Below are 16,712 nucleotides of genomic sequence, written 5' to 3'. Positions count from 1 at the left end.
TCTTTTCGGGAACGGGATGGCGGAGGCGGATGCCCCGTGCCGACGCGTGCGGCCGGCCCGAGGCATCCGTCGTCGATCAGTAGCGGTCGGGGGTCGGCGGCTCGACGAACGGCAGGACCGTCCCGGCGGTCGAGTTCCACGCCTCCTCGTAGCGGCCGTCCTCGTACGCCTCTTCCAGCACGTCGTTGATCCACATGCGGAACTCGGTGTCCTCCAGCTCGAGGCCGATGCCGTACGGCTCCTCGGTGAAGGGCTCTCCGACGACCTTGAACTCGCCCTCGTTCTGGGCGGCGAGACCGGCGAGGATCACGTTGTCGGTCGACACCGCGACGACCTGCCCGTTGCGCAGCGGCTCGAGGCAGTTCGAGTAGGTGTCGGTCAGCACCGGCTCGGCGCCGATCTCGGCGAGCTTGGCCGCCGGGGTGGAGCCGGTCACCGAGCACACCGGCTGGCCGACGAGGTCGTCTTCGCTCTCGATGTCCTCGTTGTCGGCGAGCACCAGGATCGACTGACCCGCCATGTAGTACGGACCGGCGAAGGAGACGACCTCCTTGCGCTTGTCGTTGATCGTGTAGGTGGCGATGACGATGTCGACCTCGCCGTTCTGGATGAACGGCTCACGGTTGGCCGACACGGCCTCCTTCCACTCGATGTCCTCCTCGGCGATGCCGAGCTCGGAGGCGATGATCTTCCCGATCTCGACGTCGAAGCCCTCCGGCACGCCCGAGGGTCCCATGAGACCGAACAGCGGCTGGTCGAACTTGGTGCCGATCGTGATCGCGCCCGCCTCGTTGAGCTCGGCCATCGTGGTGCCCTCTTCGAAGGTGACCTCTTCGGGCTCGGGGGCCGCGGTGTCTTCGCCGGCCGGCGTTCCGCCGGAGGCGCACGCCGACAGTGCGAGCGCGCCGGCGGCTGCCAGCGCGATCAGCGGAAGTCGCATTCGCTTCATGTCTTCGTCCTTTGCTGTGCGGGACCGTTCGTGACGATCCTCTGGGTTCCCGACCGCGGCACGCGGCCGAGCGGAATCAGTGCTCGAGGATCTTGGACAGGAAGTCCTTGGCCCTCTCGCTCTGCGGGTTGGTGAAGAACTGGTCGGGCGTCGCCTCCTCGACGATCACGCCGCCGTCCATGAAGAGCACGCGGTCGGCGGCCTTGCGGGCGAAGCCCATCTCGTGGGTGACCACGATCATCGTCATCCCCTCCTGCGCGAGACCCACCATGACATCGAGGACCTCGTTGATCATCTCGGGGTCGAGCGCGCTCGTCGGCTCGTCCATGAGGATCAGCTTGGGATTCATCGCGAGGGAGCGCGCGATGGCCACGCGCTGCTGCTGACCGCCCGAGAGCTGGTTGGGCATCTTCTTGGCCTGGTTGGCCACGCCCACGCGGTCGAGAAGCTGCATGGCCTTCTCGTCGGCGTCCTTCTTCTTCATGCCGCGGACGCGGATCGGACCGAGCGTCACGTTCTCGAGGACCGTCTTGTGCGCGAAGAGGTTGAAGGACTGGAAGACCATGCCCACGTCGGCGCGCAGCTTCGCCAGCCCCTTGCCCTCTTCGGGGAGGGGCACGCCGTCGATGGTGATCCTGCCCGAGTCGATCGTCTCGAGGCGGTTGATCGCGCGGCACAGCGTCGACTTGCCCGACCCCGAAGGACCGATCACGACCACGACCTCACCGCGGTTGACTACCGTGTTGATGTCTTTCAGGACGTGCAGCTCGCCGAAGTGCTTGTCGACGTGGTCGATGACCACGAGCGGCTCGCCGCGACGGACGTTGATGTTCGAAGTGCGCGGCGCCGCTGCCGGTGCGTCAGGTGTCGCCATGCCCTTCACCCTAGGGGTGCGCGGCGACACTCGGCCAGAGGTACGCCGTGCCTTTACCGTTCCGTAACAGCACCGGAATCCGGCGGGGCGTCAGCGCGCCGCGCGCTGCGCGAAAGCGGTCTCGTAGAGGCACACGCTCGCGGCGGTGGCGAGGTTCAGCGATTCCGCCGCACCGAAGATCGGCAGGCGCAGCGAGAGGTCGGCGAGGGCGAGCGCCTCCTCGTCCAGTCCCCTGGCCTCGTTGCCGAAGAGCCACGCGGTGGGCTCGGCGAGCAGGTCGCGGGAGGCGAGGAAGTCTCCGCCGCCGACGTCCGCGGCGATCACGCGCACGCCCGCGGCGCGGGCCTTCTCGACGGCGGACGCCAGATCGACCCCGACCGCGACGGGGACGTGGAAGAGGGAGCCGGTCGTGGCGCGCACCACCTTGGGGTTGTACGGGTCGACGGTGCGCCCGGTCAGCACGACCGCGTCCGCGCCGGCGGCGTCGGCCGCGCGGATGATGGTGCCGAGATTGCCCGGGTCGCGCACCTCCTCGCAGATGGCGACGAGGCGGGGCGAGGCCGCGAAGACCTCCCTGACCGACGTCGGCGACTGCCGTGCGACCGCGACGATCCCCTGCGGCGTCACGGTGTCGGCCATCGCGTCGAGCACCGCCTCGGTGGTGTACACGACCTCGAGCCCGGCCGCTTCGGCAGCGTCGCGCACATCGGCGTGCTTCTCGAAGGCGGTGGGGGTGGCGAAGATCTCGACGAGGGTGTCCGGTCGATACGCCAGCGCCTCCCGCGCGGCCTGCGGTCCTTCGAGCAGGAACAGCCCGGTCTCCTGGCGGGCGCTCCTCTTGGTCAGCTTCGCGACGGCGCGGACGCGCGGCGAGCGGGGGTTCTCGAGCACGGCATCAGTCTAGGGTCGCGGTCTGCGCTCCCCGGTACGCACGGAGCCGTCCGGGCACGCGGAAGGAGCGCCCTCCGTGAGGAGGACGCTCCTTTCGTCAGACGGATGCCGTCGGTCAGGCGCTCTTGGGAGCGTTGACGTTCTCGGGCAGCGCGCCCTTGGCGGTCTGGACGAGCGACGCGAAGGTCTTGGGCTCGTTCACCGCGAGCTCGGCGAGCATGCGACGGTCGACCTGCACACCCGCGAGGCCGAGGCCCTGGATGAAGCGGTTGTACGTGATGCCGTTCTGGCGGGCAGCGGCGTTGATGCGCTGGATCCACAGACGGCGGAAGTCGCCCTTGCGCTTGCGACGGTCGCGGTACGCGTAGACGAGCGAGTGGGTGACCTGCTCCTTCGCCTTGCGGTACAGGCGCGACCGCTGGCCCCGGTAACCGGAGGCGCGCTCGAGGATGACGCGACGCTTCTTGTGGGCGTTGACGGCCCGCTTGACTCTAGCCATTTCTTGATGTTCCTAACTTGCGTCGGCGCGCGTCAGCGGCCGAGGAGCTTCTTCGCGACCTTGGCGTCGCCCGGGGCGAGCACCTGCTCCTGCGACAGGCGGCGGGTGCGGCGCGTGGGCTTGCCCTCGAAGTTGTGGCGAAGGTTCGCCTGCTGCTTCATGAGCTTCCCGCTGCCCGTGACCTTGAAGCGCTTCTTGGCGCCCGAGTGGGTCTTCTGCTTCGGCATCTCTTCTTCCTTCGTTTCACTTCCCGCCCAGGCGGGAGTCGGTATCCCGCGGTGCGGGAGTTCGTGGGGCCTATTCGGCGGTGGTCGCCTCGGCCTGGGGGGCCGGCGACTCCGCGTCCGCGGCGTCGGAGTCCGGTGCACCGCCGTTGCGGGCGGACCGGGCGGCCTCCTTGTTGGCAGCACGCTGGGCGTTCTGCTCGGTCTTCACCTCGGACTTGTTCTTGTGCGGCGCGATGACCATCACCATGTTGCGGCCGTCGATCGTGGGGTTCGATTCGACAGTGCCGAACTCCGCGACGTCCTCCGCGAACTTGCGGAGCAGACGCACACCCTGCTCGGGACGCGACTGCTCGCGACCACGGAACAGGATCATCGCCTTGACCTTGTCGCCGGACTGGAGGAAGCCCTCGGCGCGTTTGAGCTTGGTGATGTAGTCGTGAGCCTCGATCTTCAGACGGAACCGGACCTCCTTGAGGACGGTGTTCGCCTGATTGCGACGCGCTTCCTTGGCCTTCTGCGCGGCCTCGTACTTGAACTTGCCGTAGTCCATGATCTTGACCACGGGCGGCTTCGAGTTGGGGGCCACCTCGACGAGATCGAGGTCGGCCTCCTGAGCCAGGCGCAGCGCCACCTCGATGCGGACGACGCCGACCTGCTCTCCGTTCGGGCCGACGAGGCGTACCTCGGGCACCCGGATGCGGTCGTTGGTGCGGGGATCGCTGATGCGGAACTCCTTGGGTAAGAGGGTTGGACCTCCGCGACACACTGCCGTGCCGCGGGCGGAACGAGAGCCACTCCACCCGTCAGGACGCTTCAGCGCCGACTTCTGCACCCTGCCCCGGTGACGGAGCCTTCCGCGCCGTATCCGCCGCGGCTACCCCGGCCGCAGGACGGTCGGGGCGGAGTGCGTGACCCGGTAGCCTGGAACGGCAAGCGCGGGTGGGATGTGATCCACTTTCCGATCCGATGCAGAACGCACCGGAGACCGCAGCAGTCTATCAGAGAGAACGGCGTGGACACGATTCGAGACCAGGACGACCCATCGGCGAACGCGGCGGCGGTGGACGCCGAGCGCCAGGCGCGGTGGGAGGAGCAGGAGCGGGCAGCCTCCGCGGCCACCCGCGACATCGCCGACGTGCCGGCCGTCGAGGTCATCACCACCGCTGCCGTGCACCTGATGAGCGCCGCCGCCGTCAAGGTCGGGCTCGCCGACGACCCCGCCACCCAGACCGACCTCGACGAAGCCCGCAAGCTCATCAACGCACTCGCCGGGCTCATCACCGCGGGCGCCCCCGAGATCAGCGACATGCACGCCCGGTCGCTCCGCGACGGCCTGCGCTCGGTGCAGCTGGCCTTCCGCGAGGCATCCGTGATCCCGGACCCGATCGGCAAGGGTCCCGGCGAGAAGTGGACCGGCCCGGTCACCTGACCCGGCCCGGAGCGGCCCCACCCGGGGTCACCCCCCGATGCCGAGAGCCGCGGCGCCCCTGCGCACGGCGTCGACGGTGCGGCGCACGGCGTCCGCGTCGGTGCCGTGGTTGCTGACCGCGAAGCGCAGGACGGTGCGCCCTCGCCACGTGGACGACGAGGCCCAGGCGGTCCCCTCCGCGCGCAGCCACTCTCCCAGCGCTGCCGTCTGCGCGTCGTCGCCCGCCGCGAGGCAGACCTGCGTGAAGACGACGTCGTTGAGCACCTCGAGACCCGCGACGGTGCGGAAGCCATCGGCCAGGGCGGCCGCGGCATCCGCCAGTCCGTCCACCAGCCCCACCACTCCCCGTCGGCCGAGGGCGCGCAGCGCCGCCCACACCGAGACTCCGCGGGCGCGGCGGGAGAACTCGGGCACGCGGTCGTACGGGTCGGAGACGCCCGTCACGGCCGGCAGGTACGGCGCGTGCGCGCCGAGGGCAGCCGTCATGGCCGCCTCGTCGGCGACGATCGCGACGCCGCAGTCATAGGGCACGTTGAGAGTCTTGTGGGCGTCGGTCGCCCAGGAGTCCGCATCGGCCATCCCGCGAACGAGGTGCTGCAGTCGGGGGCTCACCGCCGCCCAGAGCCCGAACGCCCCGTCCACGTGCACCCAGGCCCCGGCACGATGGGCGACCTCGACAGCCCCCACGAAGTCGTCGAAGTCGCCGGAATGCACGTCTCCCGCCTGGAGTGCGACCACGGCGGGGCCGGTCGCCTCGGCGAGAGCACGCTCCAGGCCGGCGACGTCGATGCGTCCCTGGTCGTCCGCGCCGACCGTCCGTGGCGCGCCCAGGCCTGCGAGGCGCCCGGCCAGCACCATCGATGTGTGGACGGCGCCGCCGGCGAGGAACCGGACCTCGGGAGCGCGCTGGAGGCCCGCGGCGGGATCGCCGCCGGCCCGGCGCACCACCTCGTCGCGTGCCGCGACGAGGCACGCGAAGTTCGCCATGGTGCCACCGGTGACGAATCCGACGCCGCTGCCGGCCGGAAGACCGAGGAGCTCGAGCAGCCAGGCCGCGGCGACCTCCTCGACGGCGGCGGTCGCGGGCGTCAGCTGACGCGCGCCGTTGTTCTGGTCCCACGCCGAGGCGAGCCAATCCGCAGCCAGTGCGGCCGGGTACGTCCCCCCGATCACCAGCCCGAAGAATCGCGGGGACCCGAGTGCGATCAGACCGGGTTCGGCGGCCTCCGCCAGCTCCTGCACGACCGCCGTCGGCGACGCTCCCGTCTCGGGCAGCGTCCGCACCAGGCGGGCGAGGATGGCGTCCGCGTCGGCCTCGGGACGGATGGGCCGATCCGGCAGCGAATCCAGCCAGCGCAGCGCTTCGCGGTGCGCGGCCTCGAGCGCCCGCCGGTACTGCTCCGTCGTCGACGCGTCGTCCATGCGACCCCCTTGCCGTGCCGATCCTCCACCGAGCACTCCGGGCTCGCAAGGGCACCGCGCACTCCGCGCCCGGCGGGGCGCCGGCGCGACGGGCCGGCGCTCAGGAGCGGACGAGCTTGACCGTCAGCGAGTCGACGAGCACCGCGATCCGGTCGTCGGCCGCCCAGCGCTTGGCCAGGCGCGCGAGCACGGCGTCGAGCTCGGGCTTCTCGAGGCCGTCCATGAGCTGGAGCTTGACGATGAGCTCGGGGCCGCGCAGCCGGGCGTCCGGGTCGCCCGCGTCGACGACGAGGTCGATGACCGAGAGCTCGCCGCCGATGCTGGCGTGCAGTCCCGCGACGACCTCGGGCGACAGGAAGCTGGGCTCCCACGGCTGTCCCTGGCCGATCGCCCAGACCGCGGGGCGCCGGATGACGAACTCGGTCTCCGACGCCGGGTCGATCACGATGAGGTCGGTGTCGTCGGCGGCGGCGGCCAGAGCCGTGCGGACGCCCTCGACCGGGACCGGCCGGGCGGAGGCATCCCACCGCCTCATGGTGTCCACCGACGTGAACACCGGGAGCACCCGGCGACCGTCTGGCGCCGCGACCGTGACGATCGACAGCTCCTGGGTCTTGTCGACCTCGAGGCCGTGCGCGCCGACGCCGTGGTCGCCCTTCTCCGCGATGAGCGGGATGAGCAGCCGCGCGCGACGGTACGCGTCGACGACCTGCGCCTGCGTGCCGGTGCCGGCGCGGAACGCCGTCAGCGCGGCCAGAAGCGCCGGATCGGCGGATCCGTCGTCGGAGGCGTGCGGGTTGGAGTGGAAGGCGCGTCCCTCCCACGGGACGCCCGCCGAGTCGGCGGCGGGGTCGCCGTGGTGGCCGTGGCCGTGGGGCGCACCGCCGGACGGCGGGTCAGTGTCCGGCGACATCCAGCGCCTCGGCGAGCGTGAAGGCACCGGCGTACAGCGCCTTGCCCACGATCGCGCCCTCGACGCCCAGCGGCACGAGCTCGCGGAGGGCAACGATGTCGTCGAGGCTCGACACGCCACCCGAGGCGACGATCGGCTTCGGCGTGCGCGAGGTGAGCTCGCGCAGCAGGTCGAGGTTCGGGCCCTTGAGCGTGCCATCCTTCGTGACGTCGGTGACGACGTAGCGGCTGCAGCCGGCCGCCTCGAGGCGATCGAGGACCGTCCACAGGTCGCCGCCGTCGCGCGTCCAGCCGCGCGCCGCCAGCGTAGTCCCGCGCACGTCGAGTCCGACGGCGATGACGTCGCCGTACCGGCCGATGACGTCCGCCGCCCACTCGGGATTCTCCAGTGCGGCGGTTCCGAGGTTGATGCGGGCGGCGCCGCTCTCGAGGGCGGCCTCGAGCGTCCGGTCGTCGCGGATCCCGCCCGACAGCTCGACCTGCACGCCGCGGGCCTGCTTGATGACCTTGCGCAGCACGCCGGCGTTGCTTCCGCGGCCGAATGCGGCGTCGAGGTCGACCAGGTGGATCCATTGGGCGCCCTGGCGGGCGAAGTCGAGCGCGGCGTCGACCGGATCGCCGTAGCTCGTCTCGGTGCCTGCCTCGCCCTGGGTCAGACGGACGGCCTTGCCGTCGGCGACGTCGACGGCGGGCAGAAGGACGAGCTCGGGTGTGGACGCGAAATCGTTCATGGCTCCTCGTGCGGGAATGTCGGGAGCAGACGCTCCCGGAGTTGGCACGGTCTCAGAGGTTATCCCCGCCGAGCCCCTCGATCCAATTCGAGAGCAGGCGGATGCCGGCCTCCCCCGACTTCTCGGGGTGGAACTGCGTCGCCGAGAGGGGTCCGTTCTCGACGGCGGCGAGGAACGGCGTGCCGTACTCGCACCAGGTCAGCACCGGCTCGGGGAACGGCGGCTGCACATCGAGCAGCCACTTCTGCGCACCGAACGAGTGGACGAAGTAGAACCGCTCCTGCTCGATCCCTCGGAACAGCCGGGAGCCCTCGCCGGGCTTCACGGTGTTCCAGCCCATGTGCGGAAGCACCGGCGCGTCGAGCTCGGTCACAACGCCCGGCCACTGGCCCATGCCCTCGGTGTCGATGCCGCGCTCCACGCCGCGCTCGAAGAAGATCTGCATGCCGACGCAGACGCCGATGACCGGACGCCCGCCCGCGAGGCGGCGCTCGATGAGCTCGTCGCCGCGGCTGGCGCGCAGCGCCTCCGCGACGGCGCGGAATGCCCCGACGCCCGGGACGAAGAGCCCGTCGGCGTCCATCACGAGGCCGCGGTCGGAGGTGAGCCGGGCGTCGGCGCCGGCCGCGACGAGCGCCTTGACCGCCGAGTGCACGTTGCCCGACCCGTAGTCCAGGACGGCGACGAGCGGCCTCTCGCGGTCGGCGGACGCCGCTGCGCTCATAGCGCGCCCTTCGTGCTCGGGACGCCCTCGACGAGGGGGTCCAGCGCCTTGGCCTGCCGGAACGCCCGCGCGAACGCCTTGTACTCGGCCTCCGCGATGTGGTGCGGATCACGGCCGGACAGCACGCGCACGTGCACGGTCAGCGCGGCGTTGTACGAGATCGCCTCGAACGTGTGGCGCACGAGCGAGCCGGTGAAGTGGCCGCCGATGAGGTGGTGCTCGAAACCGGTCGGCTCACCGGTGTGCACGAGGTAGGGGCGGCCGCTGATGTCGACGACCGCCTGCGCGAGCGCCTCGTCGAGCGGGACCAGCGCGTCGCCGTAGCGCGAGATGCCGGACTTGTCGCCCAGCGCCTCGCGGATCGCCTGTCCGAGCACGATCGAGATGTCCTCCACCGTGTGGTGCGCGTCGATGTCGGTGTCGCCGGAGGCGCGGACGGTGAGATCGGTGAGCGAGTGCTTCGCGAACGCGGTCAGCATGTGGTCGAAGAAGGGCACCGTGGTGTCGATGCGGCTGCGGCCGGTGCCGTCGAGATCGAGCTCGAGCTCGACCGTGGACTCGCTCGTGGCCCGCCGCAGCGAGGCGGTGCGGGATGCGGCGCTCATGACGTCGATCCTACCGAGGCCAGTGCGTCCAGGAACGCGGTCGTCTCCTCCTCGGTCCCGGCGGTGACGCGGAGGTGATTCGGGATGCCGACATCGCGGATGAGCACGCCCTCGTCGTACAGCGCGCTCCAGGTCGCGCCCGGATCGGGCACCCCGCCGAACAGCACGAAGTTCGTCCACGACTCGTGCGGCGTGTAGCCGAGGGCCTCGACGGTCGCCGAGATGCGGTCGCGCTGCCCCACGATCTCATCCACCATGCGCAGCATCGTCGGGGCGTGACGCAGGGCCGCCGTGGCCGCCGCCTGCGTCAAGGCGCTGAGGTGGTACGGGAGCCGCACCAGCCGGAGCGCGTCGATCAGCGCCGGGTCGGCCGCGAGATACCCCACGCGGGCACCCGCGAAGGCGAACGCCTTGCTCATCGTGCGCGACACCACGAGCCGCTCGCGACCGGGCAGCAGCGTCAGCGCCGAGCGCTCGTCGTGGGGCGCGAACTCGAAGTACGCCTCGTCCACGATGACGATGCCGTCGGTCGCGTCGTAGACCGCCTCGACGACGTCGAGGCCCAGGGGCGTGCCCGTGGGGTTGTTCGGCGAGCACAGGAAGACGACAGCCGGCGACACGTGGGCGACCTGCGCGGCCGCGTCCGCAGCCTCGATCGAGTAGTCGGAGGACCGCGTCCCGGCGATCCAATCCGCCCCGGTCCCCCGCGTCAGGAGCGGGTACATGGAGTAGGTGGGCCCGAAGCCGAACGCCGTACGGCCGGGTCCGGCGAAGGCCTGGAGGATGTGCTGGAGCACTTCGTTGGACCCGTTCGCGGCCCAGATCTGCTCGCGGGTGAGCCCGTGTCCGAGGTAGTCGGCGAAGCCCTCGCGCAGGGCGGTGAACTCGCGGTCGGGATACCGGTTCACATCGCGCAGGGCGAGGGCGATGGAGTCGAGGATGTCGTCCGCGACCTCCTGCGGAACCGGATGCGTGTTCTCGTTGACGTTCAGGGCGACGGGAAGCGGTGCCTGCGGAGCGCCGTAGGGCGTCTGCCCGCGGAGATCGGCGCGTAAAGGGAGGTCTTCGAGACGTGCACTCACCCCTCCCATGGTAGAGCCGCGCGACACGCTCCCGCCTCGGATGACGTCGGCGGCGCGGGTTCGGCCGGGCCCTACTCCGCCGAGCCGTACTCCGCCGGGATCGCCAGGCTCTGCCCGGCCTGGACGGTGACGCCGTCGAGTGCGTTCAGGCGGACGATGGCGTCGACCACGTCGCGGGGGTCGTGCCCGGGCGCGACGTCCTCCGCGATCGTCCACAGCGAGTCGCCGTGCGACACGGTGACGGTGCTGAACGACCCCGCCGGCGCACCGGCGTCGCGGGTGGCGAGAGCCGCCCCGCCGCCGATGACCGCGGCGCTGAGCGCGATCACCGCGGGCATCGCCGCCAGCGTGGCCAGGACGCGGCGGCCCCGCACCGTGAGTCGCAGACGCGTCGCGCGCGCCGGCGAGGGAACGGACGTCGTGTAAGCGATCGCGGTCATGGTGTCTCCTCGTGATGGGGAGAGATTCGCATTCCCCGCTCGGCCGGGAGCGGGGAGTGCGAACCTCTCTTCCGAAGCTATCTTCGACTTTCGACGGTGTCAAGACTCGGCCCGAGTGCCGAATGATCGAACGCGACACGCGGACGGGTTGTTCCCCGTACCCCCGGTATGCGGATACGGTTTCGATACGAGAACCCCACCACGGGCCTCCGACATTCGAAGAAACAGCGCTCGCGGGCGCAGGACGGGAGCCGGAAGATGAGCGACGCGGCCGGGCGCGACAAGCCCCAGACTCGTCGGCGCAAGAGCCTCAGCGACAAGCAGCTCGCGATCCTCGAGGTGATCCAGCGCTCCATCGCGCGCCACGGCTACCCGCCGAGCATGCGCGAGATCGGCGACGCGGTCGGCCTGAAGTCGCTGTCGAGCGTGACCCACCAGCTCAACCAGCTCGAGCTCAGCGGCTACCTCCGCCGCGACGCCGGCAAGACTCGGGCGATGGAGGTGCTCATCGACCTCCCCGGGTCGGCGACCGAGAGCCCGGCCGACGCCGCGCCCTCGCTGGGCGACGCCGCCCTGGTGCCCCTCGTCGGGCGGATCGCCGCCGGCGTGCCCATCACCGCCGAGCAGCAGGTGGAGGAGATCTTCCCGCTGCCCCGCCAGCTCGTCGGCAAGGGGGACCTCTTCATGCTCAAGGTCTCGGGCGAGTCGATGATCGACGCCGCGATCTGCGACGGGGACTGGGTCGTCGTGCGCGCGCAGGCCACCGCCGACAACGGCGAGATCGTCGCGGCGATGCTCGACGGCGAGGCCACGGTCAAGACCTTCCGGCAGCGCGACGGCCACACATGGCTGCTCCCCCGCAACTCCGCGTTCGAGCCGATCCTGGGCGACGAGGCGACGGTGCTGGGCAAGGTCGTGGCGGTGCTGCGCGCGGTCTGAGCGCCTTTCACTCGAAACGCGTGACGAAGGTCCTGGCGGGGCAGCGGCGCGGCGCGCTATAAGGGGGGGATGACCGACACGACCGGCATCGCCGACGCCGCCGACCTCCGCGCGCGCCTCGAGGCGCTCGAGGCGGAGAACGCCCGACTCCGCGGTGATTCCGCGCAGGGCGCCAGGACGTCGACCGAACCGCCCGGCAGCCGCTGGCGCGCCTTCTTCTCGGCGCTGTGCATCGTCATCGCCACGATCCTGGTGCCGGTGTCGATCGTCGCCGCGTGGGCACGCGTCGAGCTGGTCGACGAGACGCGCTTCGTCGAGACGTTCGCACCGCTGGCCGACGACCCGCAGGTTCAGGCGCTCATCGTGCAGGAGGTCACCGCGGCGATCGACGAGTCGCTGAACCTCGAGACGGTCGTGAACGATCTCTTCGACGGCATCCAGCAGCTCGATCTGCCGCCGCGCGCCCTCGCCGCCCTCGATCTGCTGCGCTCCCCCGCCGCGCAGGGGGTGCAGAACCTCGTCGACACGACCGTCACGCGCCTCGTGCAGTCGGAGGCCTTCGCCGACGTGTGGGAGACGGCTCTGCGAGCCAGTCACCGCTCGCTGCAGGCCGTCGCGGCGGGAGGTACGGCCGGCGGCGCCGTGGTGATCACCGGCGAGGGGGAGATCGGCATCCAGCTGGGCCCGATCATCGCGGAGGTCAAGGACCGCCTCGTCGACCGCGGCATCGGGATCGCCGAGCAGATCCCCGAGATCGACAGGACGATCGTGGTGGCCCAGAGCGACGCCCTCACGGTCGTCGGCACGGTCTACAACCTCGCGGTGGCCGCGGGGTGGTGGACGCCGCTGCTGGCCCTCGTCCTCTTCGTCGCGGGGATCGCCATCGCCCGGCGGCGCTCCACGGCGGTCCTGGGAACAGGCGTCGGCATCGCGGTCGGCGCGGCCGCGCTCGCGATCGCCCTGGGCGCCGGCGGCGCCGTGCTCGCGCTGAGCGGACCGAACCTCGGCGTGCCGGCCGGCGCGCTCGCCTCGATGTACGAGCAGATCACCGGCGCCATGCGCGACACCGCGGTGGTGCTGACGCTCCTCGGCCTGGTGATCGCGGTGATCGCCTGGATGTCGGGGCGCTGGCGCGGCGCTCAGGCGGCCCGCCACGGGGTCGCGTCGATGAACGCCGGGATCCGGACCGCCGCCCTCCGGCGGGGCGTGGACACCGGCCGAGTCGGCTCGTGGCTCTTCGCACAGCGCGTGCTCGTCCGGGTGGTCCTCGGCGTCCTCGCGGTGCTGTGGCTGATGCTCCTGCGGCCGTTGTCGGTCGGAGAGGTCTTCCTGGTCCTGATCGTCTGGCTCCTGGTGTGGTGGGTCACCGAACTGCTGCAGCGCCGGCCGGAGGACGCCGAGGCGGCGGCCGCGGCCGACGTGGTCGCGGTGCCCCCCGCCGACGGCGCGGGGCCGGCGGGCGTCACCGACGGCGACACCCTCGTCCTCGACTCCGAGGCGGACACCCTCGTGATCGACGCGGATGCCGACACCGTGGTGGTGGAGACGCCGGATGCCGCGACCGGAGGGGCCGCGGCATCCGGGACCAAGAAGCGCCGCTAGGCCGGAACGCGCGTCCGCGCCGCCCGCGTCGCCTCGACGAGGTTCCGCAGCGACGTCACCGTCTCGCCGTACCCCCGCGTCTTGAGGCCGCAGTCCGGGTTCACCCACACGCGGCGCAGCGGGAGCTCGGCGACCGCGCGGTCGAGGAGCTCCGAGATCTCGTCGACGGACGGCACGCGCGGCGAGTGGATGTCGTACACGCCCGGCCCGATGCCGGCCGCGAAGCCCGACGACGCGATGTCGCCGATCACCTCGCCGCGGCTGCGGGCGGCCTCGATGGAGGTGACGTCGGCGTCCAGTGCCGCGATCGCATCGATCACGACGTCGAACTCCGAGTAGCACAGGTGCGTGTGCACCTGCGTCGCGGGTGCCGCGCCGGCTGTGGCGAGGCGGAAGGACGCCACCGACCACGCGAGGTACGCCGGCTGGTCGGCCACCGCCAGCGGGAGCAGCTCCCGCAGCGCCGGCTCGTCGACCTGGATCACCCGGATGCCCGCGTCCTCGAGGTCCGCGATCTCGTCGCGCAGCGCGAGGGCGACCTGGTTCGCGGTCTCGGAGAGCGGCTGGTCGTCGCGGACGAACGACCAGGCGAGGATCGTCACCGGCCCGGTCAGCATGCCCTTCATCGGCTTGTCGGTGAGCGACTGGGCGAACGTCGACCACGCCACCGTGATCGGCGCCGGACGCGACACGTCACCCCACAGGATCGACGGCCGGGTCGCGCGCGAGCCGTAGGACTGCACCCAGCCGTTCTCGGTGACGGCGCATCCGTCGAGGTGCTCGGCGAAGTACTGCACCATGTCGTTGCGCTCGGCTTCGCCGTGGACGAGGACGTCCAGCCCGAGATCCTCCTGCAGGGTCACGACGCGCGCGATCTCGTCGCGGAGGAACCGCTCGTACTCCGCGGCGCCCAGCTCGCCGCGGCCGTGCCGCGCACGCGCCCGCCGGATCTCGTCGGTCTGCGGGAACGAGCCGATCGTCGTCGTGGGCAGCAGCGGCAGGGCCAGCTGCGCGTCCTGGGCAGCGACGCGCCGGCCGTACGCGCCGCGGTCGAAGTCGGCATCGACCAGGCCGGCCGTGCGCGCCCGCACGGCACCGTCGCGCACGCCGGGCGAGGATCGCCGGGCGGCGAGGGCGACGGATGCCTCCGTCAGCGCGTCCTCGATCGCCGCGCGTCCCTCCGCCAGACCGGTCGCGAGCGTCACGACCTGCCCCACCTTCTGGTCGGCGAACGCGAGCCACGACGCCAGACGCGGATCGAGCGCGGACTCGTCGTCGACGTCGTGCGGCACGTGCTGCAGAGAGGTCGACGTGGCGGCGGCGACAGAGCCGGCGCCGAGCGCCGCGAGGTCCGACAGACGGCCCCACGCCGCCTCCAGGTCGCCGCGCCACACGTTGCGGCCGTCGATCACGCCGCCCACGAGCGTCTTGCCGGCGAGGCCGTCCACCGCGGCCGGGACGCCGCCGCGCGTGAGGTCGACCGCGATCGCCTCGATCGGCGCCGCGCCCAGCGCCGCCCACGCCGCATCGGACAACTGCGCGTACGGGGCGGCGACGAGGAGCGACGGGCGGCGTGCGGCGGCGCCGAGCACCCCGTATGCCCTGGCAGCGGCATCCGCCAGCTGCGCCGTGGTCGCCGGAAGGCTCTCGCTCACGAGGGCGGGCTCGTCCAGCTGGACCCACTCCGCGCCCGCGGCCCGCAGTCCCTCGAGCAGCTCGACGTATACCGGCAGCAGGTCGTCCAGGCGGCTGAGCGGGTCGAAGCCTGCGGGCGCGGCATCCGTCGGCTTCGAAAGGGCGAGCAGCGTGACGGGACCGACCAGCACCGGCCGGACGGTGAAGCCGTCGGCCCTGGCCTCCGCCACCTGGCGGGCGAAGCGGTCGCACGACATCGCGAACGCGGTCTCGGGGCCGATCTCGGGGACGAGGTAGTGGTAGTTGGTGTCGAACCACTTCGTCATCTCGAGCGGCGCATCGTCGCCCGCGCCGCGGGCGGCCGCGAAATAGGCGTCGAGGCCGATCCGGCCGTCGTCACCGCGCCGCGCGCCGAAGCGCTCGGGCAGCGCGCCGACCGCGACGGCGGCGTCGTGCACCTGGTCGTAGAACGAGAACGACTCCGGGATCGACGAGTCGTCGCGGCCGAGGCCGAGGGCGGCCAGACGCTCGCGCGTCGCGCGGCGCAGCTCGGCCGCGGCGCGCTCGAGCGTCTGGACGTCCGTGGCTCCGGACCAGTGCGCCTCCACGGCGCGCTTCAGCTCGCGGCGGCGGCCGATGCGCGGGTAGCCGAGGATGGTGCCTCTCGGAAACTGCGGGCGAGGGTCGGACATGTGCGTCTCTCTTTCCTTCTGGGTGTGCGGCAGGGGGTTTCCGGGGTCGCCGAAGACACCGTCGGGCTCTCCGACGGAGCGCGGCGCCCGCGTGTCAGTGGACGGGATCGGGCAGCCGTGACGCCGACGGGAGCGCCCCGGCCTCGCCCAGGACCTCGAGGACCGTGTCGTGGTTGTTGAACGCGTAGAGGTGGATGCCGGGGGCCCCGCCCTCGACGACCTCACGGGCCAGCTGCGCGGCGTGGGCGACGCCCACCGCACGCTGCCCCTCGGCGGTCGGCTCGACGTCGAGCGCGACGGCCAGCTCGGCGGGCAGCTGCTCCCCCGTGAGCTCGAGCACGCGCCGCAGCCGCGCGGGCGAGGTGATGGGCATGATCCCCGGCAGGATCGGGATCGTGACGCCGGCGTCGCGCGCGCGCTGCACGAACCCGAGATAGTCCTCGGCGTGGAAGAAGAGCTGCGTGATGGCCAGGGTGGCACCGGCCGCCTGCTTGGCGAGGAGCGCGTCGATGTCGCTCGATGCGTGGCGGGCCCGCGGGTGCCCGTTCGGGAAGGCGGCGACCGCGATGTCGACCCGCGGTCTCTCCGCGACGCGGACGGCGCCCGGCACGCCGGGGACGGGCGCCTCGGTGTACGGGGCCCGCTCGGCCTGCACGCAGTCGATCAGCTGCACGAGCTGTGCGGCGGATTCCAGGTCGCCGAGGAACGCGTCGTCCTCGGACGATCCGGCGGGCGGGTCGCCCCGGAGGGCGAGGAAGCTCGTGATGCCGGCATCGAGGAACTCGCGGATGAGCGAGGTCGCGCCGGCGTAGCCGTTGCCGACGCAGGTCAGGTGCGCGAGCGGCTCGACGTGCGTCTCGCGGAGGATGTGGGTCAGCAGCTCGAGGGAGCGGCCGCCGGTGGAGCCGCCGGCGCCGTACGTCACCGAGATGAACCGGGGGTCGACGGCGGCGAGGTGGCGGATCGTCTCGTGCAGTGCGGCGAAGCCCGCGTCGGAGCGCGGCGGATACACCTCGAACGAGATCGGCACGCCAGGTGTGCTCAGATCGATCGGCATGG

General features: G+C 71.8%; 18 protein-coding genes. 3 read left to right on the top strand and 15 right to left on the bottom strand.

Features of this window, described 5'->3' with window-relative positions:
- Positions 1-76: 76 nt before the first annotated feature.
- The 6 genes from ACWGUG_RS13430 to infC all read right to left on the bottom strand — a co-directional run bounded on the left by ACWGUG_RS13430 (position 77) and on the right by infC (position 4,164).
- A complete protein-coding gene (locus tag ACWGUG_RS13430) occupies positions 77-949 on the bottom strand; it encodes a glutamate ABC transporter substrate-binding protein (protein WP_452324960.1) in 873 nt (290 codons plus the stop codon).
- A 76-nt stretch (positions 950-1,025) separates the two neighbouring features.
- Complete coding sequence (locus tag ACWGUG_RS13425; RefSeq protein WP_336399010.1) at positions 1,026-1,823, bottom strand: amino acid ABC transporter ATP-binding protein; 798 nt, start codon at positions 1,821-1,823, stop codon at positions 1,026-1,028.
- A gap of 90 nt (positions 1,824-1,913) precedes the next feature.
- Positions 1,914-2,714, bottom strand: a complete 801-nt coding sequence (locus ACWGUG_RS13420; RefSeq protein WP_378884871.1) for a TrmH family RNA methyltransferase — start codon at positions 2,712-2,714, stop codon at positions 1,914-1,916.
- A 115-nt stretch (positions 2,715-2,829) separates the two neighbouring features.
- Complete coding sequence (gene rplT, locus ACWGUG_RS13415; protein ID WP_192636104.1) at positions 2,830-3,213, bottom strand: 50S ribosomal protein L20; 384 nt, start codon at positions 3,211-3,213, stop codon at positions 2,830-2,832.
- A 32-nt stretch (positions 3,214-3,245) separates the two neighbouring features.
- Positions 3,246-3,440, bottom strand: a complete 195-nt coding sequence (gene rpmI / locus ACWGUG_RS13410) for a 50S ribosomal protein L35 (protein WP_159844935.1) — start codon at positions 3,438-3,440, stop codon at positions 3,246-3,248.
- A 70-nt stretch (positions 3,441-3,510) separates the two neighbouring features.
- Positions 3,511-4,164, bottom strand: a complete 654-nt coding sequence (gene infC / locus ACWGUG_RS13405; RefSeq protein ID WP_452324978.1) for a translation initiation factor IF-3 — start codon at positions 4,162-4,164, stop codon at positions 3,511-3,513.
- 288 nt (positions 4,165-4,452) lie between these two features.
- On the opposite strand from infC, the gene ACWGUG_RS13400 reads away from it, so the two are divergent.
- Positions 4,453-4,869, top strand: coding sequence for a DUF1844 domain-containing protein (locus tag ACWGUG_RS13400; RefSeq protein WP_194398005.1), 417 nt, complete (start codon positions 4,453-4,455; stop codon positions 4,867-4,869).
- Positions 4,870-4,896: 27 nt separating this feature from the next.
- Here the strand turns inward: ACWGUG_RS13400 and ACWGUG_RS13395 are convergent, their stop codons facing one another.
- From ACWGUG_RS13395 to ACWGUG_RS13365, 7 genes are all read right to left on the bottom strand, one after another.
- Positions 4,897-6,291, bottom strand: coding sequence for a pyridoxal phosphate-dependent decarboxylase family protein (locus ACWGUG_RS13395; RefSeq protein ID WP_452324959.1), 1,395 nt, complete (start codon positions 6,289-6,291; stop codon positions 4,897-4,899).
- A 100-nt stretch (positions 6,292-6,391) separates the two neighbouring features.
- A complete protein-coding gene (locus tag ACWGUG_RS13390) occupies positions 6,392-7,204 on the bottom strand; it encodes an SseB family protein (protein WP_452324958.1) in 813 nt (270 codons plus the stop codon).
- The gene (priA, locus tag ACWGUG_RS13385; RefSeq protein ID WP_336399014.1) at positions 7,188-7,934 is read right to left on the bottom strand and encodes a bifunctional 1-(5-phosphoribosyl)-5-((5-phosphoribosylamino)methylideneamino)imidazole-4-carboxamide isomerase/phosphoribosylanthranilate isomerase PriA; all 747 of its coding nucleotides are present in this window, start codon (positions 7,932-7,934) and stop codon (positions 7,188-7,190) included. The genes ACWGUG_RS13390 and priA overlap by 17 nt, the downstream gene beginning before the upstream one ends.
- 52 nt (positions 7,935-7,986) lie before the next feature.
- Positions 7,987-8,658 (bottom strand): imidazole glycerol phosphate synthase subunit HisH, encoded by a 672-nt coding sequence (gene hisH / locus ACWGUG_RS13380; protein WP_452324957.1) that lies wholly within the window; start codon positions 8,656-8,658, stop codon positions 7,987-7,989.
- Positions 8,655-9,263, bottom strand: coding sequence for an imidazoleglycerol-phosphate dehydratase HisB (gene hisB / locus ACWGUG_RS13375; protein ID WP_452324956.1), 609 nt, complete (start codon positions 9,261-9,263; stop codon positions 8,655-8,657). The genes hisH and hisB overlap by 4 nt, the downstream gene beginning before the upstream one ends.
- On the bottom strand, positions 9,260-10,354 hold the full coding sequence (locus ACWGUG_RS13370; RefSeq protein ID WP_336399017.1) for a histidinol-phosphate transaminase: 1,095 nt from the start codon (positions 10,352-10,354) through the stop codon (positions 9,260-9,262). The genes hisB and ACWGUG_RS13370 overlap by 4 nt, the downstream gene beginning before the upstream one ends.
- Positions 10,355-10,416: 62 nt before the next feature.
- Positions 10,417-10,785, bottom strand: coding sequence for a LysM peptidoglycan-binding domain-containing protein (locus ACWGUG_RS13365; RefSeq protein WP_378884856.1), 369 nt, complete (start codon positions 10,783-10,785; stop codon positions 10,417-10,419).
- A gap of 258 nt (positions 10,786-11,043) precedes the next feature.
- Between ACWGUG_RS13365 and lexA the strand changes: the two genes are divergently transcribed.
- The gene (gene lexA, locus ACWGUG_RS13360; RefSeq protein ID WP_336399019.1) at positions 11,044-11,724 is read left to right on the top strand and encodes a transcriptional repressor LexA; all 681 of its coding nucleotides are present in this window, start codon (positions 11,044-11,046) and stop codon (positions 11,722-11,724) included.
- Positions 11,725-11,793: 69 nt separating this feature from the next.
- Positions 11,794-13,326 carry a hypothetical protein gene (locus tag ACWGUG_RS13355; RefSeq protein ID WP_452324955.1) on the top strand — a complete coding sequence of 511 codons (1,533 nt, stop codon included), beginning with the start codon at positions 11,794-11,796 and terminating at the stop codon, positions 13,324-13,326.
- On the opposite strand, the gene metE is transcribed toward ACWGUG_RS13355, so the two are convergent.
- Entirely contained in the window at positions 13,323-15,653 is a 2,331-nt protein-coding gene (gene metE, locus ACWGUG_RS13350; RefSeq protein WP_452324954.1) for a 5-methyltetrahydropteroyltriglutamate--homocysteine S-methyltransferase, read from the bottom strand. The two genes, ACWGUG_RS13355 and metE, sit on opposite strands and share 4 nt — an antisense overlap.
- Positions 15,654-15,747: 94 nt before the next feature.
- On the bottom strand, positions 15,748-16,710 hold the full coding sequence (locus ACWGUG_RS13345) for a methylenetetrahydrofolate reductase (protein ID WP_378884848.1): 963 nt from the start codon (positions 16,708-16,710) through the stop codon (positions 15,748-15,750).
- Positions 16,711-16,712 lie beyond the last annotated feature (2 nt).

Source organism: Microbacterium sp. NPDC055455 (assembly GCF_053619935.1).
This window is presented reverse-complemented; position numbering and strand designations above follow the sequence as displayed.

Bases quoted from the DNA above. Each gene is read 5' to 3' on its own strand.
- ACWGUG_RS13345 (WP_378884848.1), bottom strand. From the start codon at position 16,710: ATGCCGATCGATCTGAGCACACCTGGCGTGCCGATCTCGTTCGAGGTG.
- ACWGUG_RS13390 (WP_452324958.1), bottom strand. From the start codon at position 7,204: ATGTCGCCGGACACTGACCCGCCGTCCGGCGGTGCGCCCCACGGCCAC.
- hisH (WP_452324957.1), bottom strand. From the start codon at position 8,658: ATGAGCGCAGCGGCGTCCGCCGACCGCGAGAGGCCGCTCGTCGCCGTC.
- lexA (WP_336399019.1), top strand. From the start codon at position 11,044: ATGAGCGACGCGGCCGGGCGCGACAAGCCCCAGACTCGTCGGCGCAAG.
- ACWGUG_RS13365 (WP_378884856.1), bottom strand. From the start codon at position 10,785: ATGACCGCGATCGCTTACACGACGTCCGTTCCCTCGCCGGCGCGCGCG.
- ACWGUG_RS13430 (WP_452324960.1), bottom strand. From the start codon at position 949: ATGAAGCGAATGCGACTTCCGCTGATCGCGCTGGCAGCCGCCGGCGCG.
- ACWGUG_RS13425 (WP_336399010.1), bottom strand. From the start codon at position 1,823: ATGGCGACACCTGACGCACCGGCAGCGGCGCCGCGCACTTCGAACATC.
- hisB (WP_452324956.1), bottom strand. From the start codon at position 9,263: ATGAGCGCCGCATCCCGCACCGCCTCGCTGCGGCGGGCCACGAGCGAG.
- ACWGUG_RS13395 (WP_452324959.1), bottom strand. From the start codon at position 6,291: ATGGACGACGCGTCGACGACGGAGCAGTACCGGCGGGCGCTCGAGGCC.
- priA (WP_336399014.1), bottom strand. From the start codon at position 7,934: ATGAACGATTTCGCGTCCACACCCGAGCTCGTCCTTCTGCCCGCCGTC.
- metE (WP_452324954.1), bottom strand. From the start codon at position 15,653: ATGTCCGACCCTCGCCCGCAGTTTCCGAGAGGCACCATCCTCGGCTAC.
- rplT (WP_192636104.1), bottom strand. From the start codon at position 3,213: ATGGCTAGAGTCAAGCGGGCCGTCAACGCCCACAAGAAGCGTCGCGTC.
- rpmI (WP_159844935.1), bottom strand. From the start codon at position 3,440: ATGCCGAAGCAGAAGACCCACTCGGGCGCCAAGAAGCGCTTCAAGGTC.
- ACWGUG_RS13355 (WP_452324955.1), top strand. From the start codon at position 11,794: ATGACCGACACGACCGGCATCGCCGACGCCGCCGACCTCCGCGCGCGC.
- ACWGUG_RS13370 (WP_336399017.1), bottom strand. From the start codon at position 10,354: ATGGGAGGGGTGAGTGCACGTCTCGAAGACCTCCCTTTACGCGCCGAT.